Origin of the sequence: Clostridium pasteurianum BC1 (assembly GCF_000389635.1) — a bacterium.
Taxonomy (GTDB): domain Bacteria; phylum Bacillota; class Clostridia; order Clostridiales; family Clostridiaceae; genus Clostridium_I; species Clostridium_I pasteurianum_A.
On sequence record NC_021182.1, the window covers coordinates 1,512,733 to 1,539,444 of the forward strand.

Genomic DNA, 26,712 nt, shown 5'->3' on the forward strand with positions numbered 1-26,712 from the left:
ATGGATATTTTGAATCATACAAGGAAACAGGTGACCAGGATAGTGAGCTATCTGAGGGTTCTGTTCACGCAGTAGGATGCAAAATAGGCTAGCATACCGATTAGTTATTTATTTGAATATGACGTATATTGGGAGAGCGAATTAGGAGGAAATAAAATGAAGAAAGCAATAAACGTTATTGGTTGGATATTTGTCTCATTAACAATGCTTACTTTAACATGTACACTGCTTACTACATATTTATACGTTCGTCAAATAAGCTATTTTAATTCTTATAGTACATTTCAGTTATGTATGGCTTTAACAATGATGATTTGGGCAGTTGGGATGTTTGTTGACAAAAGAGAAAGATCACAAAACCTTTTGTATTCAATTTTTTGTACACTTATTGCAGTTGGGACTGTATTTTTCATGTACATAGGAGTATTTTAGTGTTTAAACTTATATAAGCTGTAGTTTAATATTACATCTATCATTAATTAACTTAAATATATATGCAGCAAATAAGCAACTATTTTTTTAATATTCTCTGTTGCCTGCTGGCTATTAAATGTATGGTTTAAATTGCAATTTATATATTGTTAATAAAGGTATAGGAGTTAATATAGCTTACATGAGGATTTTGTAGATAGTAAAAAATAATTTGAATTTTTAAATTTTCTAGTATATAATAATTACAAGTTTTAAGATGTTTTTAATTAAAGTATTAAATCTATTGTATTTTGAAATGTAAGGTTACCTATAAGGTAACCTTATTTGTTATGAATAATTTTGTTTAAATTATTTGAGATTATGTAATAATATATTGTATAATTTAATTTGGTGATAAATAGAATTATTAGATTCTAGAGCAGTTTTTACTGCTTATGAGTATAAGATGATTATCTCACAAAAAGTATATTTGATAAAAAATATATGCTATATACTGTGAAAATTTCATATGTAAATCTCAACAAATAATATAGTGTAAATTAATTTACAGCTTTTTGCGGCTTAATCATAAGATTATTAAAAAAATACTTAAAAGGAAGAGAGGGATAATATGGCAGTTTCAAAAAATGATGTAGAATATGTTGCAGAGCTTGCAAGACTTAGCTTTAACGAAGAAGAAAAGGAAGAATTAATAAATGATCTTAATAAAGTTTTAGGCTACATAGAAAAATTGGATGAACTTAATACAGAGGATACGGATATAATTGTTAATCCTTATTATATTGAAAATAAATTCAGAGAAGATGAAATAGAACCTTCAATGGAGCTTAAATCAGTTTTGGATAATGCACCTCAAAAGTTGGAAGAATATATAATGGTACCTAAAATAATAGAATAACCTAGTTTTTAAAAATTATATTATTCTTAGGTATCTTTAATTTGTCATTTATTTTCAGATGCCTTGTGAACTGCTTTAAAGATAATAATGGAGGTAAAAATATGGAATTACATAAGCTTAAAGCCCATGAATTAAAGGATTTGATAAAAAATAAGGACGTTAAGGTAGAGGAAGTAGCTAATGCCTTTTTAAATAGAATAGATAAAACCGATGAAAAAATAGGTGCTTATTTATATAAGGCTGAAGAAGAGGCATTAAGTGAGGCTAAAAAACTGGATGAAAAGATTTCAAAGGGAGAAGTTCTAGAAGGTCTAGGAGGAGTACCAGTTGGTATAAAAGATAATATAAACGTAAAGGGAATGCAGAATACCTGTGCATCTAAAATATTAGAAGGATATATTTCTCCTTATGATGCTACTGTTACACAAAAAATTAAGGGAAATAATGGTATAATACTTGGCAAGCTTAATATGGATGAGTTTGCTATGGGATCTTCCAATGAAAACAGTGCCTATAAAAAAGTAATAAATCCATGGAATAGAGAATTCGTTCCAGGTGGTTCCTCGGGAGCTTCAGCGGCTTCAGTTGCAGCCTTTGAAACACCTATAGCTCTTGGAACTGAAACAGGTGGATCTGTAAGGCAGCCGGCTTCCTTTTGTGGGGTAGTGGGACTTAAACCTACCTATGGAAGAATATCCAGATACGGGGTAGTGGCTTTTGGTTCTACTTTGGATCAGGTTGGAACATTAGGAAGAGATGTAGAAGACTGCGCACTTTTAACTCAGAATATTGCTGGTATTGATAAAATGGATTTTACTACAGTTGATACACCTGTGCAAGACTATAAAAAGAGTTTAGGAAAAGATATAAGAGGGAAAAAAATAGGTATACCTGAAGAATATTTTGGTGAGGGCCTTGATGACGATGTAAGAAAGAGCATAGAAGAAGCTATAAAAGTTCTTGAAGCTAATGGAGCTGAAGTAAAAAAATGTTCACTTCCACTGACTGAGTATGCTCTAGCTGCCTATTATATAATATCCTCTGCAGAGGCTTCATCAAATCTAGCAAGATTTGATGGAATAAGGTTTGGACATAGATCCAAGGATGCACAAGATGCTGTAGATATTTATTCTAAATCCAGAAGTGAAGGCTTTGGAAAAGAAGTTAAGAGGAGAATAATGTTAGGTACATATGCATTGTCTGCGGGATATTATGATGCTTATTATAAAAAGGCGCTAAAGGTTAGAAATCTTATAAAACAGGATTTTCAAAAGGTATTTAAAGAATTTGATGTACTAATTTCACCTACATCACCTACAACTGCCTTTAAGTTTGGAGAAAAAACTAAAGATGTAGTTTCCATGTATATGTCAGACGTTTATACGGTTCCAATAAATATTGCAGGACTTCCAGCTATATCTGTACCCTGCGGCTTTGTAAATGATTTACCAGTAGGTTTGCAATTTATAGGAAATTATTTTAGAGAAGATGTTTTGTTTAATTTTGCCTACAGCTACGAAACATCTACTGATTGGCATAAGAAAACAGCAGTAGTTGAATAAGGATGGTGAATAGAATGGAATATGAAGTTGTAATAGGGCTTGAAGTTCATACTGAACTTTCAACAAAAACCAAAATATATTGTGGATGTACAACAGAGTTTGGAGGTCAACCTAACACTCATGTTTGTCCTGTTTGTTTAGGTCTTCCTGGTGCACTCCCACATTTAAATAAAAGAGTAGTAGAGTATGGAATTAAAGCAGGTCTTGCATTAAATTGCTCTATAACTAAGTATGGAAGAATGGATAGAAAAAACTATTTTTATCCTGATTGTCCTAAAAATTATCAGATAAGTCAAGATGAATTGCCTCTTTGCACGGAGGGATATATTGAGATTGAATTAGAAGATGGAAGCACTAAGAAAATAGGAATAGAGAGAATTCATATAGAAGAAGATGCAGGTAAGCTTCTACATACAGGAGTAGGAACTCTTGTTGATTTTAATAGAGCAGGGGTGCCACTAGCAGAAATTGTATCAAGACCTGATCTTAGAAGTCCTAAAGAAGCAGTACAATATCTTGAAAAATTAAAAAGCATACTTTCGTGTATCGATGTTTCCGATTGTAAGATGGAAGAGGGATCTCTTCGATGTGATGCAAATATTTCTGTTATGAAGAAGGGCTCTAATAAATTTGGTGTAAGAACAGAAATAAAAAATATGAACTCTTTTAAAGCACTAGATAAGGCTCTAAACTATGAAATAGAAAGACAAATAACTGCTTTGGAAAATGGAGAAAAGCTTACTCAGGATACAAGAAGATGGGATGACAACAATAATGTAACCACAATAATGAGAAGTAAAGAGTTTGCCAATGATTATAGATATTTTCCAGAAGGAGATCTTGTAACTTTAAATATAGAAGATGAATGGATTGAAGAAATCAGAAAAACAATACCAGAGCTTCCTTATGAAAAAGAGACTAGATTTGTTAAGCAATTTAAAATTCCTAAATATGACGCAGGGGTACTTACACTCACTATGTCTATGGCAGATTTCTTTGAAAAGGCTGCCCTAGCAAGTGAGGATGCCAAAGCTGCTTCAAATTGGCTTATGGGTGATATATCTAAAATAATGAAGGAAAATGCTGTATGGGTAGAGGATTTAAAATTTACTCCAGAGCAACTGGCAGAGCTTATAAAACTTATAAATTCAGGAACTATATCTAATGCCATTGGTAAAAAAATTATTGTTGATATGTTTAACACAGGTAAAGATCCTAAAATTATTATTGAAGAAAAAGGTTTAATTCAAAATAGCAATGAAGATGAAATTCTTAAAGTTGTAAAGAATATATTAGACAATAATGAGAAATCCATAGAAGATTATAAGAACGGTAGAAAAAGAGTTCTTGGATTTATTGTAGGCCTTGTTATGAAAGAAACCAAGGGAAAGGCAAATCCTCAGATTGTAAATAAGCTTGTAAATGAAGAAATAAAAAACTATTAAAATCTAACAATTAAATAATAATGTATTAATTAGATTGAATAAAAAATAATTGTAATAACTGAACTGAGAGGAACATCGATAATCCATTATATATGGAGTTATTGGTGTTCTTTTTGTTATTATATATATAATGTTGTTTACAATAGGTAATAAATGTTAATAATAATTAATAGCAAGGCATTTTTAAATAAATAATCTATAAGTAGCTGGGTATATTTTCTATTGCAATGCATCTATGTATTTAGGGCATAGTTATGCTTTTATACATGATAAATAGAATTGGCAACTTTAAATAAAGTATTTTTAATGCTTAACATTGATTAAAAGTATGTTTTAGTAAAGGTATGTGTGTATGAAGATTTTAAAGAGATATTTAAGTATAATTTTAATTATTATTGGCATAATGGTAATTTTTTCTGGATGCGTAGAAAAGAAAAATGATATAAGTACAATTAATCAAAAGAATACATATCTAATGTACGATATAGGAAATTTACCAGAGGATTTAAGTAAAACTGATGTGGATTCCTCTAGAGTAAGAGACCTAGAAAGAATACTATTTCAGGGTTTGATTTATGATAAAGAAGATAACAATGGTAATAGCAGTGTGGGTTATGCATTGGCAAAAAATTGTGATATCTCAAAAGATGGATTAGTATATACTTTTACCTTAAAGGATAATATAAAATGGAGTAATGGAAGTGATATTACAGCTCAGGACTTCGTAGATTTTTTTAAGGGTATATTATCGCAAAATTATAACAGTGTGTATAGATATGAATTAAAATGTATTTACGGTGTATCAGACTTTGTATCTGGTAATAAAGATTTTTCAGCTGTGGCTATTACAGCTCCTAAAGATAATGTAGTTCAAATGAGATTAAATTATCCCAGCCCATATTTTTTAGAGTTATTAGCTCAACCAATGTATGGTCTTAGAAAAATTGATAATAATATTGCTAATTGGAAAAAGGATTATGAAAATATAAATTATTCAGGTGCATTTTCCATTAAAAAGGTGGAGAGTAATGGAAATATACTTTTAAGTAAAAATAAAAATTATGTGTTTAAAGATTCAGTTAAGAGTAATGAAATTATGCTCGCTACAAATAAAAATGGAAGTGCTTATTCTTTAGCGGATTTTGAAACCTATAATAACGTTGATATTTTTTTAAATCCACCTTCTACAGAAATAGATAGACTAAAAAGTAAAGGTGAAGCTAGTATTTTTCCAACTCTTTCAGTTAAGGGGATCTTCTTTAATTTTAAAAGTAATAATGTAGTTTCAAATTATAATTTTAGAGAGGGCGTTAGTTTAGCTATTAATAGAAACGAACTAAAAAATAATATAGTTGGGGATTATGGAGAGATTACATCTTCATATTTTCCTAATGCAATGAATTTATTACAGGTGAAAAATACAAATGTTAACAGTAACTCACAAGGGGAGGTCTCAAAGTATCTTAATAATAGTAATTACAAGAAAGATAATGTAATAAAATTTATATATGTGGATAATGAAAGTAATAAAAAGACTTGTGAAAATATTGTTCAAATGATAAATGATGCTCTTTCTAAAAATAATGCAAATAAAAACGGAGAAGCAGTTAATAACATAAAATTTGATCTTAAAGGTTATAGTAGTGAAGATATTGATAAAGTCATTAAAAGTAATGATTATGATATGTATTTGGGAGAATACAATATAAACTATAATAGCCCTATGTCTTTTTTAGAAATTTGGAAGTCTAATTCTCCTTACAATGAATATGGCTTTAAGGATCTTGCTTATGATGATCTTATGTATAATGCAGATGTAACCAAGGAACTTAGTAAAAAGTATGAAATATACAATAAATGTATTGATGAGTTAATAAAGAATGTACCTGTAATACCTATATATTCAAAGAATACTATAGTGTGTTCGAAAGATTCTATAGAAGGATTAAAATTAAATAAATTTGGTAATGTTTTAATAGAAAATTTACAGGAAAAATAATATAACTCCAGTGAACTACCCTAACTTATAGAAGTGAGAGCTTCCTGCTTCCAAGAGTTTGTATCCTACACTCTCCACAGGCTTGAAATCCCCTTGCATCGAGGGTACTTACTGTACTATATGCTCCCGTACATGAGTCTTGAATATTTTACGTAGGGAAGGCATAGCTTGGTTATCGCATTTTCGTATTCTCCCTACAACCTTATATATTCAGTTTACAAAGAGCGACTAACATTTGTATTTTATCTAAAATAATAATTGTTATACAAGTTAATTAATATAAATGGTATCGAACCATTTATATTAATGTGCGGAATTCTCCAATACTCTAAATGAAATAATACATTTATTCTTGATCTAAGAATTATGATCCTTAGTATCATATGCTTTTTTATCAGTATCTTTGTGCCTTTTATGCTTATTATTTTTACTATTTCTAGGACTGTTATTCTTAACAACGTTAGAATTATTATTTTCAGTAACATTATTGTATTTTTTGTAATCATAATCTTCAAATACTAGTTTAGAATTATCTTTGTAGGATTTTTCTTTTTCTAATCTATTTAAAGCTATTTTGTAATCAGGCTTAAATAGATATAGGAACAAAAAGAATAAAAACATATTTTGATTACTGTAAAAGCTATTTTTTGTTTTAATAAAGTTGTTTTTCTTTTTATTATAGGTTACAGATTTTAAGAATACAGGAGCTATTTTCGAAGCCTCAGGAGTTGGTATAGAAGGCATTTTAAAATTTTGTTCATCCAGTAAATCGTCAGAATGAAGAGAAAAATTTTTATACCTTTCTGGGTTTCCTAGGCTGGGAGCCTCAGGCCAGCTGTTAATAATTCCTGATTCAATAATCTGATGTTTAAATATGTTAGAAATCATACCTGTATCCTCGTCTTCCTCAGAAGATAATAAGGTGCTTACAACATACAATAATATTTCCTCAGAGCTATAGTCTATTTCTTTTTTATCGGCATCCTTTACGAACATTTGATTTTCAGGATTATATGTTTTTTTTATTTTATCTAAAATTTTTACTGAATCCTCTTTATAATTTAAAAGTCCTGTATGCTTATATATAAGTATTGAGTTTATAAACAATAAGCATTGAAGCTCTATATCAATGGCCTTTGCATCCTCAAGTTTATACTCTAAACTTTCTGATAGATAATCATATAAATCTAAAAGAAGAGAAAGTGAACTTTTATCTTTAGAATAATCATAGAATACATTTAAGGCTAAACAAACCTTTGAAATTTCATCTGAGGATAAATCATATATATTTTCCTTGTATTCTTTAATCATTTTCAATATGTCAAAGGCGAAGTTCTTAAATTGAAGAGCATCTTTAGCATTGCAAAGCTGAGAACAACTATAAAAAGCAGCCATAAGTAATGCTTGATCAGAAAATTTAAAATTGGTAGATTTTTCTTCGAATCTCAATTCTGAGTCTGAAGAGTCAGATATATCTTTTTTGTCTATAAAAACGCCTTCAAAGTTTCTAAGATTAGTAGCATAGAACTCAAGTTGTTTTTTTGCAAGGTCATTGTAAACGTAGCTTAAATTTGATTTATCAGAATGAATAGTCTCTAAATTTTTGTAATATCTAGATAGTTCTAGTAGGGATAATGTCATAAAAGCATTACTTGATATTGGTATTTCTTTCTTAAATTTGTCCTCCACCCATTTGAATTTGTTATCTAAATTTTCAAGCTCACAATCTCCTTTTTTGTATATGCATAAAAGTGGAGAAAATGAATTAAATGTGCTAATATCATTATTAGGAATAATTTTGTGCCTGAATTCTTTAGTATAGGTTGAAATACCAAACTTAGAATACAATACAATCAGCTTCTCACTTTCTTTTGCAAGGTGAAATAATTGATTTTTTATATTTTCTTTATTTAAACAATTGATCTTTAAAAAAGGTCCTATATATCTCAAAATAAACACCGCCTAAAAGTAATCCTATATAGCATAATATGAAATAATAGCTATAATTGTGTATATAATTACTTTAGAAAGGAAGATTTTTATGAAGGTTGGTAAACTTGATTCTTATGAATTACAGAAAATAATTGATAGTAACAGAGGAATAAAAAGAGAGGATGTAAGGATTAGAGGAGGTATTGGAGAAGATTGCAGCGTTATAGAATTTGGTGACTTTGAATGTGTAGTGTCTACAGATCCTATAACGGGTTCGGAAAATGGAATAGGAAAACTTGCGGTTCATATTAATTGTAATGATATTGCTTCCTGTGGAGTTGAACCTCTGGGAATACTTGTAACTATAATGGCTCCTGAAACTTCAACACTTACGGACATAAAAACGGTTATGGAGGAAATAAGTGAAGAATGTAAAAAGTTAAACTTGGAGATATTAGGTGGACATACAGAGGTAACCAGTGCAGTAAATAGAATGATAGTCTCCTGCACTGCCATTGGAAAGGGTAAAAAAAATTCTGCAGTGTCCACAGCTAATGCAAAGCCCGGGGACCATATAATAGTTACTAAAAAACTTGGAATGGAGGGTACTTTCATTGCAATAAATGATAAATTTGAAAGAGTTAATAAATTTCTTACAGAAGAAGAAATAGAAGAAGCTAAGGGATATATAGAAAATATAAGTGTGGTAAAGGAAGGAAGAATTTGCGGCCAGGCTGGAGTTAATAGTATGCATGATATAACAGAAGGAGGAGTTCTAGGTGCATTGTGGGAAGTATCTAGTGCTAGTAAATGTGGTTTTGAGGTGAACTATGATTCTATGCCAATAAGTGAGGTTACTAGAAAGATATGCAATGAATTTTGTGTAGATCCTCTAAGATTTATATCCTCAGGTAGTATGCTTATAACTTGCAAGGATGGACAGAAATTAGTAGATTTATTAAAGAAAAACAGTATAGAAGCTGCGATAATAGGAAATATCACTAAAGAGAAAACTATTATTATAAAAGATGGCAAAGAGGAAGATGTAGCACCACCGGATAGTGATGAATTATTTAAAATTATAAATTAAAGATTCATATTTAATTCGGAAGTTAATCCAGCAAGCTATTGATAAGGATTAATGTTCCCTTAAAATATGGGGATATTAATACTTATGAGGATTACTTTTTAAATCAAGTTAATATCATTATATAATGATAAAAATGTAAATTAGTTATTAATTTTTTGGAGGATTTTATGCGTTTTGACGGAAGAAAATTTGATCAGATGAGACCGGTTAATGTAATAAGAAACTACACTAAATATGCTGAAGGTTCAGTTTATATCGAAGTGGGGGACACTAGAGTTATATGCAATGTATCTATTGAGGATAAAGTACCCATATTTTTAAGAGGTAAAGGAGAAGGATGGATTACCTGTGAGTATAATATGCTTCCTAGAGCAACGCAGATTCGTAAAATTAGAGATATAACAAGGGGAAAAATAGATGGAAGAACTATGGAGATACAAAGACTCATAGGAAGAGTTTTAAGGTCAGTAGTTGATCTCAAGGCGCTTGGAGAAAAGACCCTTTGGATTGATTGCGATGTAATTCAGGCAGATGGCGGTACACGTACTACTGCTATTACTGGTGCATTTATAGCTATAGTAGATGCGGTAAATAAATTGCATAGGAAAAAGAATTTCAAGGTATATCCTATTAGAAAATATTTGAGTGCCATAAGTGTAGGTATAGTAAATAATGAAAAACTCTTAGATCTGTGTTACGCGGAAGATTCCAATGCACAGGTGGATATGAATATTGCAATGACAGATGATGGAGAATTTGTGGAAATACAGGGCACTGGAGAGGAAAAACCCTTTTCAAGAAAAGATTTGAATCAACTAATGGATTTGGGAGAAAATGGCATAAAAAAGATGATTGAAATAGAAAAACGCAGTCTTAAAATGGATGCACTTTGGATTGGAACAGGAGATAAGAAATGAATAAGCTTATAGTTGCAAGTAATAATCAAGGAAAAATTAGGGAAATAAAAGAAATTCTTAAAGACTTTCAATTACAAGTATTTTCTTTAAGGGAATTAAATATTAATATAGATGTATTAGAAGATGGAAATACCTTCATGGATAACGCTTATAAGAAAGCTAAAGAGGTATATGATGTTACAGAAGGGTATATGGTGTTATCGGATGACTCAGGGCTTATGGTTGATGCTTTGAATGGAGCACCAGGAGTTTTCTCAGCAAGATTTTCAGGAGAACATGGAAATGATGAAAAAAATAATGAAAAATTGCTTAATATGCTAAAGGGCAAAGATAAAAATCAAAGAAAGGCCAAATTTGTTTGTGCTTTAGTTCTTATCATAGATAATCATAGAGAAATTAGAGTACAGGAAGAAATAAAAGGCTTTATAACTGAACAGAAGAGAGGAAAAGATGGATTTGGATACGATCCTCTGTTTTATGTACCTGGATTGGAAAAGACCTTTGCAGAAATGGCTGATAAGGAAAAAAATGGTATTAGTCATAGAGGAAAGGCATTAAATCGACTAAAGAAGAAATTGGAGGAAGAGTTATAGAGAGGAGATAGTTATATGATAATAGGAGTATTAAGCGATACACATAAATTAAAGGGCTACATAAAAAATGCCTGTGAATATGTAAAAGACTGTGATTTAATAATACATTTAGGCGATAATGTGGATGATATAGAAGAAATAAAACAATATTATAATGGTAATATTATAAATGTAAGTGGCAATTGTGACTATACAGAAAATATACCTAGTGAAAGATTCGAAATAGTAGATGGTAAGAAGTTTTTTATAACTCATGGACATAATTACAACGTAAAAAGTAGCCTTATAAACCTTAAATATAAAGCAATTGAAATAGGAGCTGATGTGGTATTATTTGGTCATACCCACGTGGCAGAAGTAATAGAAGAAGATGGAATATTATTTGTTAATCCAGGTAGTGTTTCTATGCCGCGAAATGGAAAAAATAGTATAGGCATCATAGAAATTATTAATGGAAATATAGAGGCTAATATAAAAACCCTATAAAAATATAATAAAAAAATCCAAAAAACTATTGACGAACGAGGGAACTTAGTGTAGAATAATTTTTGTCGTCAAGCGGTGGTGGTAAGCAAAACGAAAGCAAATTAAGTTATCGGGGTGTGGCGCAGATGGGAGCGCGCGTGGTTTGGGACCATGAGGTCGCAGGTTCAATCCCTGTCACCCCGACCACTAAGCGGGTGTAACTCAATGGTAGAGTGTCAGCCTTCCAAGCTGGTTACGAGGGTTCGATTCCCTTCACCCGCTCCAATGAAATGCGTCTTTAGCTCAGCTGGATAGAGCAACGCCCTTCTAAGGCGTGGGCCAGGGGTTCGAATCCCTTAAGACGCACCATTAAAAATAAAATGCGCTTTTAGCTCAGTTGGTAGAGCACCTGACTCTTAATCAGGGTGCCCAGGGTTCGAGTCCCTGAAGGCGCACCATTATGGTGAATATAGTTCAGTTGGTAGAGCGCCAGTTTGTGGTACTGGTTGTCGAGGGTTCGAGTCCCTTTATTCACCCCATTAATTTTGGGATGTCGTCAAGCGGTAAGACACAGCACTTTGACTGCTGCATTCGTAGGTTCGAATCCTGCCATCCCAGCCAAATTACATATGGTTTACTAGCTCAGTTGGTAGAGCACATGACTTTTAATCATGTTGTCCGGGGTTCGATTCCCCGGTAAGCCACCAATGATGCAGGTGTGGCGGAATTGGCAGACGCACTAGACTTAGGATCTAGCGCCTACGGCATGGGGGTTCGACTCCCTTCACCTGCACCAATATTTAATAATAAATTTGATGATTATTATGGATGTTTTCATATAAATTAGGTATTAAAACTCAGGCGGGAGTGGCTCAGTGGTAGAGCGTCACCTTGCCAAGGTGAACGTCGCGAGTTCGAATCTCGTCTTCCGCTCCAAATATATGCGGGTGTAACTCAATGGTAGAGTGTCAGCCTTCCAAGCTGGTTACGAGGGTTCGATTCCCTTCACCCGCTCCAATGAAATGCGTCTTTAGCTCAGCTGGATAGAGCAACGCCCTTCTAAGGCGTGGGCCAGGGGTTCGAATCCCTTAAGACGCACCATTATGGTGAATATAGTTCAGTTGGTAGAGCGCCAGTTTGTGGTACTGGTTGTCAAGGGTTCGAGTCCCTTTATTCACCCCATTAATTTTGGGATGTCGTCAAGCGGTAAGACACAGCACTTTGACTGCTGCATTCGTAGGTTCGAATCCTGCCATCCCAGCCAAATTACATATGGTTTACTAGCTCAGTTGGTAGAGCACATGACTTTTAATCATGTTGTCCGGGGTTCGATTCCCCGGTAAGCCACCAATGATGCAGGTGTGGCGGAATTGGCAGACGCACTAGACTTAGGATCTAGCGCCTACGGCATGGGGGTTCGACTCCCTTCACCTGCACCAATATTTAATAATAAATTTGATATTATTGTGGATGTTTTTATATAAATTGGTATTGAAGCTTAAGCGGGAGTGGCTCAGTGGTAGAGCGTCACCTTGCCAAGGTGAACGTCGCGAGTTCGAATCTCGTCTTCCGCTCCATAAAATATTAGTTGTTCAATTATGTAAATAGGATTGTAGATTTAATTGGTAATAGTTAACAGATTGATGAAATGTTTCTTTTAAAAAAGTAAACATATATTCAAATTTGTAAATTAATATATTGTTTTAAGGATAAGGTATTTAGATATAACTAAGTAATATGCGTTTTTAGCTCAGTTGGTAGAGCACCTGACTCTTAATCAGGGTGCCCAGGGTTCGAGTCCCTGAAGGCGCACCATTTTAATATCGGGGTGTGGCGCAGATGGGAGCGCGCGTGGTTTGGGACCATGAGGTCGCAGGTTCAATCCCTGTCACCCCGACCACTATTAAGCGGGTGTAACTCAATGGTAGAGTGTCAGCCTTCCAAGCTGGTTACGAGGGTTCGATTCCCTTCACCCGCTCCAATAAAAAATTAATAAGTATAGATTGCAAGCTCTGACTTTTAACTTTCGCTTTTAAGTTTGAGTTTATTTTCATTTTATGCACCCATAGCTCAGTTGGATAGAGTTGCAGACTTCGAATCTGAAGGTCGAGGGTTCGACTCCCCCTGGGTGCACCAAAAGCCTTGATACAAGCAGGTTTACAGAAATGTGAATTTGCTTGTATTCTTATTTTCCCACACTTTTCCCACACTAGAAATATAAAAAAATAAAAGGATATAAATTTCCCATACTAGATAAATAAATCATTTAATTTTTCAGCTGCATTTACTTTTTCTTTAGGCATAACGTGAGTATAAATATTTGAGGTAGTTGAAATATCGCTATGACCTAATAGAATTTGAACTGTCTTTAGTGGTTCTTTTCTTTCAAATAATTTTGTAGCATATGTGTGTTTTAATGAGTGAAATTTTCTATAAGGAATATTTGCTTTTTTTAGTAATCTTTCATAGCTCCGGGTTAAATTTCTAGCATTGATTACTTTACCTAAATCAGTTGAAAACACATAGTTATTATCAATATAAGAGGCTCCAGCTTTTAATTTTTCACATTTTTGCATTGTTTTATGTTCCTTTAGTACATGAATAAGAGTAGATGGTATAGGGACAGACCTAATAGATGTTTTTGACTTTGGAAGTTGTTCTATTGTTTTAAACTCTTTGCTACCATCAGCAGCAATAATATAAACTTGTTTAACACTTCTTTCTACTTTAAGCTGTTTATTTTCAAAATCAATATCGGTCCATTTCAGCCCTAATAATTCTCCTTCCCTTAATCCTGTTCCAAGAGCTAATAATATTATAGCTTTAAGCCTATGATTTTTTAAAGATACATTTAATATTTTTATTTCTTCATCTGTAAATATCTCAATTATTTTATCCTTTTTTTCTGATCCGCCATTACATAAAATTTTTCATATGAATAATGTAAATTATTCATTATAATAATCGTTTCTCTACCTATTTCAAACAAATTTCTTATATACAAAGATGGTTCACCGTTTAATAATCGATTAAATGGATTTACTTTTATTATTAATATATTTAATACTCTACATAATTCATAAGGATTATTAGTACTATATGTATCAGTAAGTCCAAGTATAATTTCATCAATCCATTTCATAGAGATAAGGGAATAGTTATTATTTTTGTATTTTATAATTATCCCTCCTTTAAAGGCTATTGTAAATTTATTTTTTATATTTATAGCTCAGTAACTCCATTTGTTCAAGCAGTGCATTAGCAAATTCTAATATCTCATCATCTGACATTTTATTTGGTTCAAATCCGTTTGCTCCAAATATTTGATGCTTAGAAACATATTCTCTAGCTAGATTTGCATCAGTAAATTTTGCAGGAATATCTGGCATAGAGGAATTAATATTATCTTTCTAACCGTTGGAACAAGTATGTATTTGAACCCGATGGTAATATTAATCGTCACTATTATGAGATAGCAGCGTATACAGAACTTAAAAATAGAATCCGTTCTGGCGATATTGCAGTTAATGGCAGTAGGTATCATAAAAATTTTGATGAATACTTGTTATCTAAAAATGATTGGGATGATAAGAAATTACTTACACCTAAGATAGCTGTAAGTCTTGATTTTCAAGATTATATCACTGAAAGGATGGATTCTTTGGATAAACGGCTTCAATGGGTTTCTAAGAATGCTGATAAATTAGATGGTGTAAGCATTGGTACTGATAGAATCCATGTTGAGAAGCTTGAAAAAGAAACTCCTGAGGAAGCAAAATTATTAAGTGAAAGACTATATAAGCTACTCCCTAGAGTGAAGCTTCCAGATCTTCTTATTGAAGTATCCAAGTGGACAGGTTTTGATGAAAATTTTGTTCATGCTTCCACAGGTAATGTTTCTAATAGTGAAGAAAAAGCAGTTTTAATGGCTGCATTAATGGCAATGGGAACAAACATTGGATTAGTAAAAATGTCAGATGCTACTCCTGGTATAACCTATCGTCAAATGGCTAATACAGCCCAATGGCGTATGTATGATGATGCTATGAAAAGGGCACAAGCAACTTTGGTTAATTATCAGCATAAGCAATTTTTATCATCATATTGGGGTGATGGAAGCACATCATCTTCAGATGGAATGAGGGTACAGGTTGGAGTATCAGCATTAAATGCAGAGCATAATCCCCATTATGGATCAGAAAAGGGCGCTACAATTTATAGGCACGTTAGCGACCAATACTCAAGCTTTTATACTAAAGTTATAAATACTAAGTTCATGTAATTGATGGGCTACTTTATCATGAAACAGAACTTAGTATTGATGAACACTATACTGATACTGCTGGTTATACTGATCAAATATTTGGGTTAAGTCATTTATTAGGATTTCATTTTGCTCCAAGAATAAGAGATATATCTGAGCTCACGCTTTATTCATTTAACAAACCTAGTAACTACTCTAAGATAGAAAAAATAATCAAAGGAAATATTAATTTAAAAATAATTAAAGAAAATTATGATGATGTTTTAAGGTTAACCCAATCAATAAGTGAAGGTAAGGTATCAGCTACAAAGGGCTAGTGCATTAAATATCATTATAAACGCTATAAGTGTTTGGAATACTGCATACTTACAGAAAGCAATTGAACACCTTAAACATACAAGCAGTATTGACGAAAGTCTATTAGAACATATAGCACCACTTGGATGGGAACATATAAATTTTCTTGGAGAATACAAATTTGAACTTAGAAGCGTTCATGAAAGTGATGATTTAAGACCTTTAAATTTAAGTATTTAGAATTGTGTTCTTAAAGGGGGTGAAATCGCCATATTTTATCCAACTAATCCCTTAGAGGGGGTTTTGTCGGAAATGTTGGCGACACTCCATTAAGTAACTTTCATAAGCTACTAGAAATTACTTTAATTTCTCATTAATTTATAATATACTTTTTTTATAATATACTAGATAATTTTTATTTTGAAAGGATGTTATTTACCTATGAAAAAAATAACGACTATTGCAAAATCAAATAACTTAGAATCCAATCTTAAGTCTTTAGTAAACATTCTCAATTCTAAAAATGAAGTTAAAATAGTTGGAGAAAAATTATATTATAATACTGGTAAAAATATTGGTACCCGTCTTAATATTAAAGATTATGATATGTTAGTAACAAAAATTTCAGAACTTGGTATAGGTGAGGCTCGAGTCAACCTTATTTCTGAAGAAAAAATTATAATTCAATTATATGAATGTTTTACCTGTAAAGATATGAAATATACTAATAATCCTGTTTGTTTCTTTGAAGGTGGTATATTAGCAGGTGCTGTAAGCAATATTTGCGGTAAAAATATGGATGCAATAGAAGTATCTTGCAATGCTTTAGGAGATAGTTATTGTGAATTTGAACTAACTAAAAGATATGCCTTACCAAATACCTCTAGCGATAATTCTGAATTAATAAAAAAAGATACTAATATTTTAAATCTAACTCTTCATTCATTAAAATTGGTACAGAACTATAATAAAATAGAACATACTACAACTCAAATGTATAATCTAAATAAGCAATTAAATAAGAACCTACAAAACGCTCTAGAAATCAATAATTTTAATAAAACAATGTTAGACAGCATGACAAATTGCTTGGCATTAATTGATAAAAATGGTGTAGTAATCAAAATAAATAAGCAATATAAAGCTTTTTTAAATATAGATTATTATAAGATTGAAAAGAAAAGTGTTAAGTCCTTAGGTTGGACCTCAAAATATAGAGAAGTCTTATCTTCTGGTAATCCTTCAATTTGGCAAGAAATCATTAATGGAAATTGTTATATTATATTTGAAAGTCCGGTTAATAATGAATCCGAAGGTGTTCTTCGTCAATTAATTCCTCTTGAATCTGATTTTATAAAACTATTATTAGATAAAATGTCATTTCTAGAAAAAGAAATGAAGTATTATAAACATAAGTCTATGGGATTGAGCTCCAAATATGATGATACAGATTTAATTGGCCATAGTGATAAGATGAAAGAAATTAGAGTTTATATAAATAAAGTAGCTAAAACTGATGCTACTGTACTATTAAGAGGAGAAAGTGGAACAGGAAAAAGTAAATTTGCTAAAGTAATTCATAATGAAAGTCTGCGCCAAAATAAACCATTTGTTTACATTGATTGTTCAACCATTCCAAAAGGATTCTTTGAAGCAGAATTATTTGGATATGAAGATGGAGCATTTACTGGCGCCAAGAAAAATGGGAAACCTGGCAAGATAGAGGCTGCTGATGGTGGAACTGTATTTTTAGATGAAATTGCAGAAATTCCTTTAGAAACACAATCTAAACTACTTCGACTTTTACAAGAAAAAGAATTCGAAAGAGTTGGTGGAATAAATACAAAGAAATTAAACATTAGAATAATCTCAGCAACAAATCAAAATTTAGAAAAAATGGTATCTATATGTACCTTTAGAAAAGATCTTTACTATAGATTAAATGTAATTAATATTACATTACCTTCTCTATGTGATCGATTTGAAGAAATACCCAGTTTAGTAACTAAGATATTATCTGATTTCTGTAAAGAAGCTAACATTGATATAAAAGAAGTTGAAGAAGATGGAATATCACAATTAATTCACTATAATTGGCCTGGAAATATACGTGAACTCGAGAATTTTGTACAAAGACTAATTATAAATTCTGATAATAGCAAAATTACTAAAAATGATATTATAAAAGAGTTAAATTCAGTTAAAAAACTTAATCTATCTTCTATTAATGCATCTGAAGATATTAATATTGTTGAAAAAGAACTAATAGTAAATACTCTTAAGAAATATAACTACAATAAAACTATTGCTGCCCAAGTTTTAGGAATCACTCGGCAAACTTTATATAATAAGGTGAAGAGATATAATATAGATACATAGTTACTTTTGCAGTGTAAAAAAATTTTACACTGTAAATTTTTTTTACATTAAATTCTTAATAAAGTATGCATTACTAATTAATAAAATTACATTCTAATAATTAATTATTTATAAAATAATACATTGACACATTGTCTAAATTCTATTTAAACAATGTTTTTTTTATAAAAAAATTTATATATTTTATATATTGGCATGAGATTTGCTTCATATAATTTTATTACATATATAAATTCTTTAAATATATTTGATAAAGGAGTGATTTGTGTGAACTATAAGCCACAAAAACTAGTTATTTCTAACCCTTCCCACTGTTTAGGCTGCAAAGGGTGCGAATTGGCCTGTGCTACAGGAAAGTTAAACAAGTATATAGCTAATGGTCAGTCTGATAAAAGAAATATTATTGCCAATATTACAGTTACAGAAAATGATAACTTTAAATTTCCTGCTTACTGTAGACACTGCAAGGATGCCTATTGTTTAAAAATGTGCCCAACTAAAGCAATTAAAGAAGTTGAAGGTATAATCAAATTAACTGAAGATAAATGCATAGGTTGTGGAATTTGTAAACAAGCTTGTCCTTATGGTGCTATAAATATGACTTCTTACACTGAAAATTCTAAGCTTAAAAAAGTTGCAGTTAAATGTGATATGTGCATAGAAAGACAACTTAATAATGAAGATCCACTTTGTTACTCAGCTTGTCCTACTAAAGCTTTAAAACTTATCTAAATTATTAACAAATAATATTAGGAGGAATACAAATGAATAAATGTTATAACAATTCAAATAATTGTCTAATTGATAAAGCTAAAGAAGAAAAAATTGATTTAGTTTGGGATCGATATGAAAAGATGAAACCAGTTTGCGGATTTGGTGAACAAGGAATCTGCTGTAGAATATGTATGAAAGGACCTTGTAGAATTGATCCTTTTGGAAATGGTCCCCAAGAAGGAATTTGTGGTGCTAATGCCGATACAATTGTTGCTCGTAATTTAATTAGAATGATAGCATCTGGTACTGCTGCTCATTCCCTTCATGGGAAAGAAATTGCAAAAATCATCTTACATATTGCAAAAAAAGAAACTAAAAACTATGAAATTAAAGATGTAGAAAAATTAAAATATGTTGCTCATAAATTAAATATAGGTATTGATGGAAAAAGTATTAATGATATAGCAAAAGAAGTTGCTTATAAAAGTTTAGAGGATTATTCACGTCTTGAAGAAAACCCTTGTAATTGGCTTGCTAGTAACTTAACTACAGCTAGATTAAATAAACTTAAGAGTTTAGGTGTTGCAGTAAATAATATTGAATCTTCTGTTACAGATATTATGGCTAGAACTCATATGGGCACTGATGCAGACCCAATTAATTTATTACTAGCTGGTCTTAGATGTGCTTTTGCAGATTTTACTGGAATGGAACTTTCAACAAATCTTTCTGACATTTTATTTGGTACGCCAGAACCAGTAATCAGTGAAGCTAATCTTGGAGTGCTTAAAGCTGATGCTGTTAATATTGCTGTTCATGGTCATAATCCATTGCTTAGTGAAATTATAGTAAATGTAGCAGACGAAATGCAGCAAGAAGCAATAAATGCTGGAATCCCAGGTGGAATCAACATTGTTGGAGTTTGCTGTACTGGAAATGAAGTGTTATTAAGAAAAGGGATACCTCTAGCCTCTAACTATCTTTCACAAGAATTAGTAATACTTACAGGAGCTCTAGAAGCAATGATTGTAGATGTGCAATGTATCATGCCATCTCTTTCTAAAATCGCTTCCTGTTATCATACAAAACTGTATACAACTATGCCTGAAGCCAAAATATCTGGTGCTGAACATGCAGATTTAATAAGTAATAAAGCTATAGAAAACGCAAAAGAAATCATTAGGCAAGCTATAAGAACCTTTAAAATGCGCGATACTAATAAAGTGTTAATTCCTCATGAAAAAAATAAAATAATTGCTGGATTTAGCACAGAATCTATAGTTAATCTTTTAAGCAAACTTGATAGCGAAAAACCTTTGAAACCAATAATTGATAACATAGTTAATGGAAATATCAGAGGAGTTGTTCTATTTGCAGGATGTAATAATGTCAAAGTAACTCAAGATTATAACTTTGTAGAAATGGCTAAAATATTATTGAAAAACAATATTTTACTATTAGCTACAGGCTGCGGTGCTGGAGCCTTTGCTAAAAATTCATTAATGAATTCTGAAGCGACTATTAAATATGCTGGAGATAATTTAAAAGCTGTTTTAACACTGCTTGGAAACGAAGCTGGATTAAATGCTCCTCTACCACCAGTACTTCATATGGGTTCTTGTGTTGATAATAGCCGAGGAGTAGATTTAGCTGTTGCTCTTGCTAATGAACTAGAAATTGATCTTAATCAATTACCTTTAGTAGCTTCTGCTCCAGAGCTTATGAGCGAAAAAGCAATATCAATTGGAACTTGGGTAGCCGGAGTTGGAATACCAATTCATATAGGACTTATGCCTCCTGTTAGTGGAAGTACACTAGTTACCAATGTTCTTACTTCAGGATTGAAGGATTTAGTTGATGGATATTTCTTTGTAGAAGAGACCCCTTTAAAAGCAGCACATATAATAATTGATATAATAGAAGAAAAAAGAGCAGCTTTAAACATTACATCCAATTTTAGGGGGAATATATAATGGATTTTAACATTAAAGACTACGATAAAATTGATAAATGTATTCAGTGCGGTGATTCAATAAAAATTATAAAACTAGATTATATAAAAAAAAGAATAGAGAATATATCTGAAGATGATTTAAAAATATTAAAACTTTGCAGCAAATGTAAAAGAAAATTGTTTAGAGCTTAAACGGAGGAATATAACAATGAAAATAGCGATGACTGGAAAAGGCGGAGTTGGCAAAACTACTATAGCTGCTTTAATAGCTAGAAGACTTGCTCAAAAAGGTTACAAGGTATTAGCAATTGATGCTGATGCTGATGCAAACTTTGCTTCTGCCTTAGGAATAAATATAAAAGAATATGAAATCAAACCAATAGCAGAGATGGAAACACTAATTGAAGAAAAGATGGGTACTGGTAAAGATATAGGAAAAGGACTTTACACACTAAATCCTTTTGTTGGAGATATACCAGATCGCTTTTCAATACATCATGAAGGTGTAGACTTTCTAGCTGTTGGAACAGTTAGAAAAGGAGGTACTGGTTGTTATTGTTCAGAAAATAAACTTATGAAAAGACTTATAAACCATATTGTATTAAAAAGACAAGAAAGTGTTGTTATTGATATGGAAGCAGGTCTTGAACATCTCTCTAGAGGTACTGCTCAAGGAATTGATACATTTATTGCAGTTGTAGAACCCGGTCAAAGAAGCCTTGAGACTGCAGTAAATGTTAAAAAAATGGCTAGTGAAATTGGTGTAGATAATATCTATGTTATTGCTAATAAGGTTAGAAACGAAGAAGAATTAGATTTTATAAAAGATTATCTTAAGGATATGGAATTACTTTCTTCTATCCCTTATAATAATTTAATTTCTATAGCTGACTTAAAGGGTAAATCCCCAGCTGACTTAGCTGATGATAGTTTAATTAAAACAGTAGATTTTATAATCTCTAAATGTAGTAATCCGATGGGTTAAAAAAATCCTTCACACCATAGTGGAGGTAAGACCAGCAAATGTGTTTGATTATCTTATATTAAATATAATACAAAAATTATTTATGGGAGTGGATGTTGTAATGTTTCAATTTGAAAATCAGCTTTTAAAGTTAAAACATGAAGTTTTGACTAAAATTGTAGTTTTAGCAAAAGAAAATAAAATTAGCAAGGAAGAACTAGAAAAAATTCCATATGATATGATTATGGGGGATATACCAACATATAGAGATACTGTTGAGCAAGAAAGGGATGTAATATTAGAAAGAGTAAAACTTGCAGCAGGTTATAATCCAAATGGTAAATATGGACAAGAATTAATTAATGTAGAAGATGAAAAGCAAATATTATATGTTATAAAAGAAGCATGTGATAGATGTCATACAAAGAAATTTCAAGTTACTAATGCGTGCAGAAATTGTGTTGCTCATAAGTGCCAAAGCGTATGTAACTTTGATGCAATTACATATATTGATGGAAGAGCATATATTGAACCAGATAAATGTAGGGAATGTGGAATGTGTAAGAATGTATGTCCTTATAATGCTATTGCAGAAGATATGAGACCGTGTAAGAAATCATGTCCAACAGGAGCATTAAATTATGATCCAAACGATTTAAGTGCTAAAATTAATGAAAGTAAATGTGTAAATTGTGGTGCTTGTATGTCTGCATGTCCGTTTGGAGCTATAGAGGACAAGAGTTCAATAGTTAAGGTTGTTTATGAATTAATGAATAAAGAAAATATTTATGCTATAGTTGCACCTGCAATAACTGGTGCATTTGGTTTAAAGACAACTTACGGGCAAGTTAAAAATGCTATTAAAGCACTAGGTTTTAAGGATATGAAAGAAGTAGCATGTGGAGCAGATGCGGTTACTGTACATGAAAGTATTGAATTTGTAGAAAGAATGAAAAAAGGAGATTGCTATATGACAAATTCATGTTGTCCAGGCTTCTTAAGTTATATTGAAAAGATTATGCCAGATCAAGTTGAAAGAATTTCAGGAACTGTTTCACCAATGGTAGCAACAGGTAGATATGTAAAAGCTAAAGATAAGGATGCAAAAGTAGTATTTATAGGACCGTGTACTGCTAAGAAAAATGAAGCAATAATAGATTCAATAAAAGATGCTGTTGATTATGTATTAACATTTGAAGAATTAGTAGCTTTATTTGATGCATTTGAAGTAGACCCTTCTTCTTGTGAAGATATAACCGTGGAGGATGGTTCTATATTTGGTAGAGGATTTGCTATGGCTGGTGGATTAACTGCTGCTATAGAAAGCTATGTAAAAGAAAAAGGCATTGAAGTAAACTTTAATTCAGTTAAAGTTTCAGGTGGAGCAGAGATTAAAAAGACTTTAATTATGGCTAAGGCTCAAAAATTGCAAGGAAACTTTATTGAAGGTATGATGTGTGAAGGAGGGTGTATAAATGGAACTGCTAAAATTGTACCAGTGATGAAAGCTAAAATACCATTTACAAAAATAAATCAACAATCAACCATTAAGAGTGTATCAGCTAATAAAGTATTAGAAGAATATAAAGGGATAAACTTAGAAAGATAAGATATATGGGGTAGTGCTCGCAAAACGCGGAAAATATACGTTAAGACAGTTATTACCAAAAATATATTTTATCAAAACATTCTGACTTAGAATTAATACTAAAAAGTTCTTTGAATATATCGGTGTTTTGGTAATATATGTCTTAACGTATAAAATCCTCGTTTTGCAGTTACTACCCCAAAAAAGCGTGCACACCAGAAAATCCTGTAGGTTCTTGTATGGTATCTTCAGAAGGCACCTGTGCGGCTTATTATAGGTATAACAGTTAACTATATATTTTTAAAGGATGAGTATTGGAAAACTTGTAGTTAGCAGCACGGTAAATGATTTAGCTATGAGTGATGCTAAACCGCTGTATCTAACTAGAGAAGGCTTTTTAATGGAAATTTGGAGTTTATTGTAAAATTTGTGACTTATGCAGCTAAAGAATTGATATAATTTAATATCATAAATTAATGAGAGAGGAGGAGTTTAAAATGAAATTCCCGTTAAAAAAACATCCTAAATGGCTTCCTTATGGGACTATAGTGGTACTATTGCATATTATAGGAGTAGTACTTTTATTATCTAATGTCTATAAATACCCTCAGATAGTTGGATTGGCATTTTTAGCCTATACACTTGGATTAAGACATGCTTTTGATGCAGATCATATTGCTTCCATTGATAATACTGTTCGTAAATTAGTACAACAAAAAGAAGAACCTACAGGTGTTGGTTTTTTCTTTTCCATTGGACATTCATCTGTAGTGTTTATTATGTCAATATTGACTGCGTTTTCAATGAAATGGGCTCAATACAACATCCCTCATATAAAAGTGATAGGTAGTATGATTGGTACTACTGTATCAGGTACTTTCCTTATGCTTATAGGGATATTAAACCTATATATATGGTTTGATATTTACAAACTTTTTATTGGAGTACATAAGGGGGAAGTTAATGAAGAACATATGAATCAGCTTTTATTAAAACGCGGATTTGTTTCACGTTTTTTCGGATCATTGTATCGCTTCATTAATAAGAGTTGGCATGTATATCCACTTGGTTTTCTATTTGGTTTAGGATTTGATACTGCTTCTGAGGTAGCACTTCTAGCTATTTCAGCAAATGCAGCTACCCAAGCTGTTCCATTTTCCATGATAATATCTTTACCTATTATTTTTGCTGCAGGAATGAGCTTAATGGATACTGCCGATGGAGTATTTATGACTACTGCATATAATTGGGCATTTTCAACATCTTTACGTAAAATTTATTATAATTTATCAGTTACTGGATTGTCTATTGTAGCAGCATTATGTATAGGGTTTATTGAATTAGCTCAGATATTGACACCTAAATTGGGCTTGAATAGTGGAATTTGGAAATGGATACAAAATCTTGAGTTCGCTGGGATTGGATATTTACTAGTAGGTTTATTTATTATATCATGGGGAGTGTCCTACGTGATTTGGAAGATGTTTCGTTTTGAAAATGCATAGCTTTAAGAGTGGTAAGCATAAAAAATCCAAATTGCTTTTGCTTTCTGTCATTTGTTAGGTTTTAATCTAATGCCTAGAATTAAAGCAATTCATTCACAAAAATTATATAGACCAGATACTGGAATGAGTGAAGCATATCCTAACTTACAGCCAGTGCTAACAAGACCTATAAATTGGGAACTTATAAGACAGCAGTACGATCAAATGATAAAATATGCAACTGCGTTAAGGCTTGGAACTGCTGAGACAGAAGCTATATTAAAAAGATTTACTAGAAATAATTTAAAGCATCCTACATACCTTGCTCTTGCTGAATTAGGAAAAGCTATAAAGACTATATTTCTTTGTGAGTACTTAAATTCGGAGAATTTGAGAATAGAAATACATGAGGGCCTTAATGTGGTTGAAAACTGGAACTCAGCTAATTCATTTATTTTCTATGGTAAAAGTGGTGAAATATCAACAAACAGAATTGAAGATCAAGAACTTTCAGTATTAAGCCTTCATCTCTTACAAAATTGCTTAGTATATGTAAACACACTAATGATACAGCAAGTATTATCCGAAAAGAAATGGTTCGATATGATGGCTACAGAAGATTTTAGAGCTTTAACTCCATTAATTTATAATCATGTAAATCCATATGGAAATTTTGATCTAGATATGAATGTAAGAATTCCAATAGATACCTATAAAATCTCAGTACAATCATAATAGAATTATAATATAGAAATCTACTTTATATCTGTATTTAATTAGAGTAGATTTCTACTTTGCCCCTAGTGACACGTTCGCTGGTATTACCCCGTGTAGTGATTAAATCAAAGTTCATATGTAAAAAATACATATTTTCTTAGTTTTGACACAAAATAAATAACAAATGGAGGTTAACGCATGAATAAAAAGAAAATAATCACTATGACAGAAGTAGGAGATCTTGAGAAGGAATATAAAAATCAAATTGCTGATGATAAAAAACATAATGATTTAAATAGTAATTTAACTATATTTATGATTGATGAAAATACAAATAAATCTGCTATAGACCCAAAGTGTTCGTGTACATGCGGCGTTACCTCAAATTGTTCAGGTACTGGCACTGCTGGTAATAGTTTAGAATGAATTAAAAGCTCTTTGTAGACTTAGCAGAAAAACAGATAAATTTTATTTTTTATGTAAAAAATACATATTTTCTTAGTTTTGACACAAAATAAATAACAAATGGAGGTTAACGCATGAATAAAAAGAAAATAATCACTATGACAGAAGTAGGAGATCTTGAGAAGGAATATAAAAATGAAACTGCTGATGATAAAAAACATAATGATTTAAATAGTAATTTAACTACATTTACGATTGATAAAAATACAAATGAATCTGCTTTAACATCGGAGTGCAAGTGCAAATGCGGTGATACAACGAGTTGTGGAGGTGGAGGCGGAGGCGGCAGCAAGTTGGAATGAATTAAAAGCTTTTTGTAGACTTAGTAGTTTATTTTAACTAATACTAAGTCTACTTTTATGAACTAATTTACTTTATCAAATATCGATACGGGTGATAGAAAGGGAGATGTATTATCATAAAACAGTTTGGAAATTTAATCTTACCTCATTATACTTCATTCAAGATATACAAAAATGAAAATAATTACTTTATTATCCAACCCGAAGTTAATTTTTGGTTCAAATTATCTGCAAGTCAGCTTTTAGCACTT

At 31.4% G+C, this 26,712-nt stretch carries 23 protein-coding genes, 20 tRNA genes and 2 pseudogenes; 41 read left to right on the plus strand and 4 right to left on the minus strand.

The genetic code is table 11. The annotated features are described in order from the left end of the window. Positions 1 to 156 precede the first annotated feature (156 nt). The 5 genes from CLOPA_RS06905 to CLOPA_RS06925 all read left to right on the plus strand — a co-directional run bounded on the left by CLOPA_RS06905 (position 157) and on the right by CLOPA_RS06925 (position 6,336). Positions 157 to 432 carry a hypothetical protein gene (locus CLOPA_RS06905; protein WP_015614745.1) on the plus strand — a complete coding sequence of 92 codons (276 nt, stop codon included), beginning with the start codon at positions 157 to 159 and terminating at the stop codon, positions 430 to 432. Between the two features lie 610 nt (positions 433 to 1,042). After that, positions 1,043 to 1,330: an Asp-tRNA(Asn)/Glu-tRNA(Gln) amidotransferase subunit GatC gene (gatC, locus tag CLOPA_RS06910; protein ID WP_015614746.1), complete on the plus strand. Its 288-nt coding sequence runs from the start codon at positions 1,043 to 1,045 to the stop codon at positions 1,328 to 1,330. A gap of 101 nt (positions 1,331 to 1,431) precedes the next feature. Further along, positions 1,432 to 2,892, plus strand: coding sequence for an Asp-tRNA(Asn)/Glu-tRNA(Gln) amidotransferase subunit GatA (gene gatA, locus CLOPA_RS06915; RefSeq protein ID WP_015614747.1), 1,461 nt, complete (start codon positions 1,432 to 1,434; stop codon positions 2,890 to 2,892). A gap of 14 nt (positions 2,893 to 2,906) precedes the next feature. Then, a complete protein-coding gene (gene gatB / locus CLOPA_RS06920; protein ID WP_015614748.1) occupies positions 2,907 to 4,337 on the plus strand; it encodes an Asp-tRNA(Asn)/Glu-tRNA(Gln) amidotransferase subunit GatB in 1,431 nt (476 codons plus the stop codon). 352 nt (positions 4,338 to 4,689) lie between these two features. Further along, entirely contained in the window at positions 4,690 to 6,336 is a 1,647-nt protein-coding gene (locus CLOPA_RS06925; protein ID WP_015614749.1) for a peptide ABC transporter substrate-binding protein, read from the plus strand. Between the two features lie 357 nt (positions 6,337 to 6,693). On the opposite strand, the gene CLOPA_RS06930 is transcribed toward CLOPA_RS06925, so the two are convergent. Then, positions 6,694 to 8,286 (minus strand): hypothetical protein, encoded by a 1,593-nt coding sequence (locus CLOPA_RS06930; protein WP_015614750.1) that lies wholly within the window; start codon positions 8,284 to 8,286, stop codon positions 6,694 to 6,696. Between the two features lie 91 nt (positions 8,287 to 8,377). Between CLOPA_RS06930 and CLOPA_RS06935 the strand changes: the two genes are divergently transcribed. The 24 genes from CLOPA_RS06935 (at position 8,378) to CLOPA_RS07050 (ending at position 13,469) form a co-directional block, all read left to right on the plus strand. Then, positions 8,378 to 9,358 (plus strand): AIR synthase family protein, encoded by a 981-nt coding sequence (locus tag CLOPA_RS06935; RefSeq protein ID WP_015614751.1) that lies wholly within the window; start codon positions 8,378 to 8,380, stop codon positions 9,356 to 9,358. A gap of 167 nt (positions 9,359 to 9,525) precedes the next feature. Then, a complete protein-coding gene (gene rph / locus CLOPA_RS06940) occupies positions 9,526 to 10,275 on the plus strand; it encodes a ribonuclease PH (RefSeq protein ID WP_015614752.1) in 750 nt (249 codons plus the stop codon). Next, complete coding sequence (locus tag CLOPA_RS06945) at positions 10,272 to 10,868, plus strand: XTP/dITP diphosphatase (protein ID WP_015614753.1); 597 nt, start codon at positions 10,272 to 10,274, stop codon at positions 10,866 to 10,868. The genes rph and CLOPA_RS06945 overlap by 4 nt, the downstream gene beginning before the upstream one ends. 15 nt (positions 10,869 to 10,883) lie before the next feature. After that, positions 10,884 to 11,354, plus strand: coding sequence for a metallophosphoesterase (locus CLOPA_RS06950; RefSeq protein ID WP_015614754.1), 471 nt, complete (start codon positions 10,884 to 10,886; stop codon positions 11,352 to 11,354). A 110-nt stretch (positions 11,355 to 11,464) separates the two neighbouring features. Further along, positions 11,465 to 11,540 (plus strand) — tRNA-Pro (locus CLOPA_RS06955). 4 nt (positions 11,541 to 11,544) lie between these two features. Beyond that, positions 11,545 to 11,618 (plus strand) — tRNA-Gly (locus tag CLOPA_RS06960). Positions 11,619 to 11,625: 7 nt separating this feature from the next. Then, positions 11,626 to 11,702: transfer RNA gene (locus tag CLOPA_RS06965), tRNA-Arg, on the plus strand. Between the two features lie 13 nt (positions 11,703 to 11,715). Further along, positions 11,716 to 11,791, plus strand: a tRNA-Lys gene (locus CLOPA_RS06970). Positions 11,792 to 11,796: 5 nt separating this feature from the next. Next, positions 11,797 to 11,872 (plus strand) — tRNA-His (locus tag CLOPA_RS06975). Positions 11,873 to 11,879: 7 nt separating this feature from the next. Further along, a tRNA-Gln gene (locus CLOPA_RS06980) sits at positions 11,880 to 11,954 on the plus strand. Between the two features lie 10 nt (positions 11,955 to 11,964). Continuing rightward, positions 11,965 to 12,040: transfer RNA gene (locus CLOPA_RS06985), tRNA-Lys, on the plus strand. Positions 12,041 to 12,045: 5 nt separating this feature from the next. Further along, positions 12,046 to 12,129: transfer RNA gene (locus CLOPA_RS06990), tRNA-Leu, on the plus strand. A 65-nt stretch (positions 12,130 to 12,194) separates the two neighbouring features. Beyond that, a tRNA-Gly gene (locus tag CLOPA_RS06995) sits at positions 12,195 to 12,269 on the plus strand. A gap of 7 nt (positions 12,270 to 12,276) precedes the next feature. Then, a tRNA-Gly gene (locus CLOPA_RS07000) sits at positions 12,277 to 12,350 on the plus strand. 7 nt (positions 12,351 to 12,357) lie between these two features. Continuing rightward, positions 12,358 to 12,434 (plus strand) — tRNA-Arg (locus CLOPA_RS07005). Between the two features lie 5 nt (positions 12,435 to 12,439). Continuing rightward, a tRNA-His gene (locus CLOPA_RS07010) sits at positions 12,440 to 12,515 on the plus strand. 7 nt (positions 12,516 to 12,522) lie between these two features. Then, a tRNA-Gln gene (locus tag CLOPA_RS07015) sits at positions 12,523 to 12,597 on the plus strand. 10 nt (positions 12,598 to 12,607) lie between these two features. Further along, positions 12,608 to 12,683 (plus strand) — tRNA-Lys (locus tag CLOPA_RS07020). Positions 12,684 to 12,688: 5 nt separating this feature from the next. Continuing rightward, a tRNA-Leu gene (locus tag CLOPA_RS07025) sits at positions 12,689 to 12,772 on the plus strand. A gap of 63 nt (positions 12,773 to 12,835) precedes the next feature. After that, a tRNA-Gly gene (locus tag CLOPA_RS07030) sits at positions 12,836 to 12,910 on the plus strand. A gap of 162 nt (positions 12,911 to 13,072) precedes the next feature. After that, positions 13,073 to 13,148: transfer RNA gene (locus CLOPA_RS07035), tRNA-Lys, on the plus strand. A gap of 9 nt (positions 13,149 to 13,157) precedes the next feature. Further along, positions 13,158 to 13,233 (plus strand) — tRNA-Pro (locus CLOPA_RS07040). A gap of 7 nt (positions 13,234 to 13,240) precedes the next feature. After that, a tRNA-Gly gene (locus CLOPA_RS07045) sits at positions 13,241 to 13,314 on the plus strand. A 78-nt stretch (positions 13,315 to 13,392) separates the two neighbouring features. After that, positions 13,393 to 13,469, plus strand: a tRNA-Arg gene (locus tag CLOPA_RS07050). Between the two features lie 113 nt (positions 13,470 to 13,582). Here the strand turns inward: CLOPA_RS07050 and CLOPA_RS24200 are convergent. The 3 genes from CLOPA_RS24200 to CLOPA_RS07060 all read right to left on the minus strand — a co-directional run bounded on the left by CLOPA_RS24200 (position 13,583) and on the right by CLOPA_RS07060 (position 14,722). Continuing rightward, positions 13,583 to 14,260 (minus strand): tyrosine-type recombinase/integrase, encoded by a 678-nt coding sequence (locus CLOPA_RS24200; RefSeq protein ID WP_080648286.1) that lies wholly within the window; start codon positions 14,258 to 14,260, stop codon positions 13,583 to 13,585. After that, a complete protein-coding gene (locus CLOPA_RS24205) occupies positions 14,221 to 14,475 on the minus strand; it encodes a hypothetical protein (protein ID WP_207637902.1) in 255 nt (84 codons plus the stop codon). The genes CLOPA_RS24200 and CLOPA_RS24205 overlap by 40 nt, the downstream gene beginning before the upstream one ends. 67 nt (positions 14,476 to 14,542) lie before the next feature. Next, positions 14,543 to 14,722 carry a hypothetical protein gene (locus CLOPA_RS07060; protein WP_051115618.1) on the minus strand — a complete coding sequence of 60 codons (180 nt, stop codon included), beginning with the start codon at positions 14,720 to 14,722 and terminating at the stop codon, positions 14,543 to 14,545. A gap of 14 nt (positions 14,723 to 14,736) precedes the next feature. Here CLOPA_RS07060 and CLOPA_RS26625 point away from each other — a divergent pair. From CLOPA_RS26625 to CLOPA_RS07115, 12 genes and pseudogenes are all read left to right on the plus strand, one after another. Beyond that, positions 14,737 to 16,134 (plus strand): annotated as a pseudogene (locus CLOPA_RS26625) (Tn3 family transposase); the annotation flags it as partial. Between the two features lie 201 nt (positions 16,135 to 16,335). Continuing rightward, positions 16,336 to 18,273, plus strand: a complete 1,938-nt coding sequence (locus CLOPA_RS07075) for a sigma 54-interacting transcriptional regulator (protein ID WP_015614755.1) — start codon at positions 16,336 to 16,338, stop codon at positions 18,271 to 18,273. Between the two features lie 267 nt (positions 18,274 to 18,540). Further along, positions 18,541 to 19,005: a 4Fe-4S dicluster domain-containing protein gene (locus CLOPA_RS07080; protein WP_015614756.1), complete on the plus strand. Its 465-nt coding sequence runs from the start codon at positions 18,541 to 18,543 to the stop codon at positions 19,003 to 19,005. Between the two features lie 32 nt (positions 19,006 to 19,037). After that, positions 19,038 to 20,960, plus strand: coding sequence for an anaerobic carbon-monoxide dehydrogenase catalytic subunit (gene cooS, locus CLOPA_RS07085; protein WP_015614757.1), 1,923 nt, complete (start codon positions 19,038 to 19,040; stop codon positions 20,958 to 20,960). Further along, entirely contained in the window at positions 20,960 to 21,133 is a 174-nt protein-coding gene (locus tag CLOPA_RS25515; RefSeq protein ID WP_015614758.1) for a hypothetical protein, read from the plus strand. Before cooS ends, CLOPA_RS25515 begins: the two co-directional genes overlap by 1 nt. A gap of 16 nt (positions 21,134 to 21,149) precedes the next feature. Then, positions 21,150 to 21,926 (plus strand): AAA family ATPase, encoded by a 777-nt coding sequence (locus CLOPA_RS07090; protein ID WP_015614759.1) that lies wholly within the window; start codon positions 21,150 to 21,152, stop codon positions 21,924 to 21,926. A 100-nt stretch (positions 21,927 to 22,026) separates the two neighbouring features. Then, entirely contained in the window at positions 22,027 to 23,514 is a 1,488-nt protein-coding gene (locus CLOPA_RS07095; RefSeq protein ID WP_041711331.1) for a 4Fe-4S dicluster domain-containing protein, read from the plus strand. Between the two features lie 149 nt (positions 23,515 to 23,663). Continuing rightward, the gene (locus CLOPA_RS24220; RefSeq protein WP_242834312.1) at positions 23,664 to 23,783 is read left to right on the plus strand and encodes a hydrogenase formation protein HypD; all 120 of its coding nucleotides are present in this window, start codon (positions 23,664 to 23,666) and stop codon (positions 23,781 to 23,783) included. A gap of 207 nt (positions 23,784 to 23,990) precedes the next feature. Next, positions 23,991 to 24,998: a HoxN/HupN/NixA family nickel/cobalt transporter gene (locus CLOPA_RS07100; RefSeq protein ID WP_015614761.1), complete on the plus strand. Its 1,008-nt coding sequence runs from the start codon at positions 23,991 to 23,993 to the stop codon at positions 24,996 to 24,998. Between the two features lie 27 nt (positions 24,999 to 25,025). Then, a pseudogene (locus CLOPA_RS07105) lies at positions 25,026 to 25,712 on the plus strand (Tn3 family transposase); the annotation flags it as partial. 180 nt (positions 25,713 to 25,892) lie between these two features. Continuing rightward, entirely contained in the window at positions 25,893 to 26,120 is a 228-nt protein-coding gene (locus CLOPA_RS07110) for a hypothetical protein (RefSeq protein WP_015614762.1), read from the plus strand. A gap of 113 nt (positions 26,121 to 26,233) precedes the next feature. Then, the gene (locus CLOPA_RS07115) at positions 26,234 to 26,461 is read left to right on the plus strand and encodes a hypothetical protein (protein WP_015614763.1); all 228 of its coding nucleotides are present in this window, start codon (positions 26,234 to 26,236) and stop codon (positions 26,459 to 26,461) included. The last annotated feature ends 251 nt before the right edge of the window (positions 26,462 to 26,712 follow it).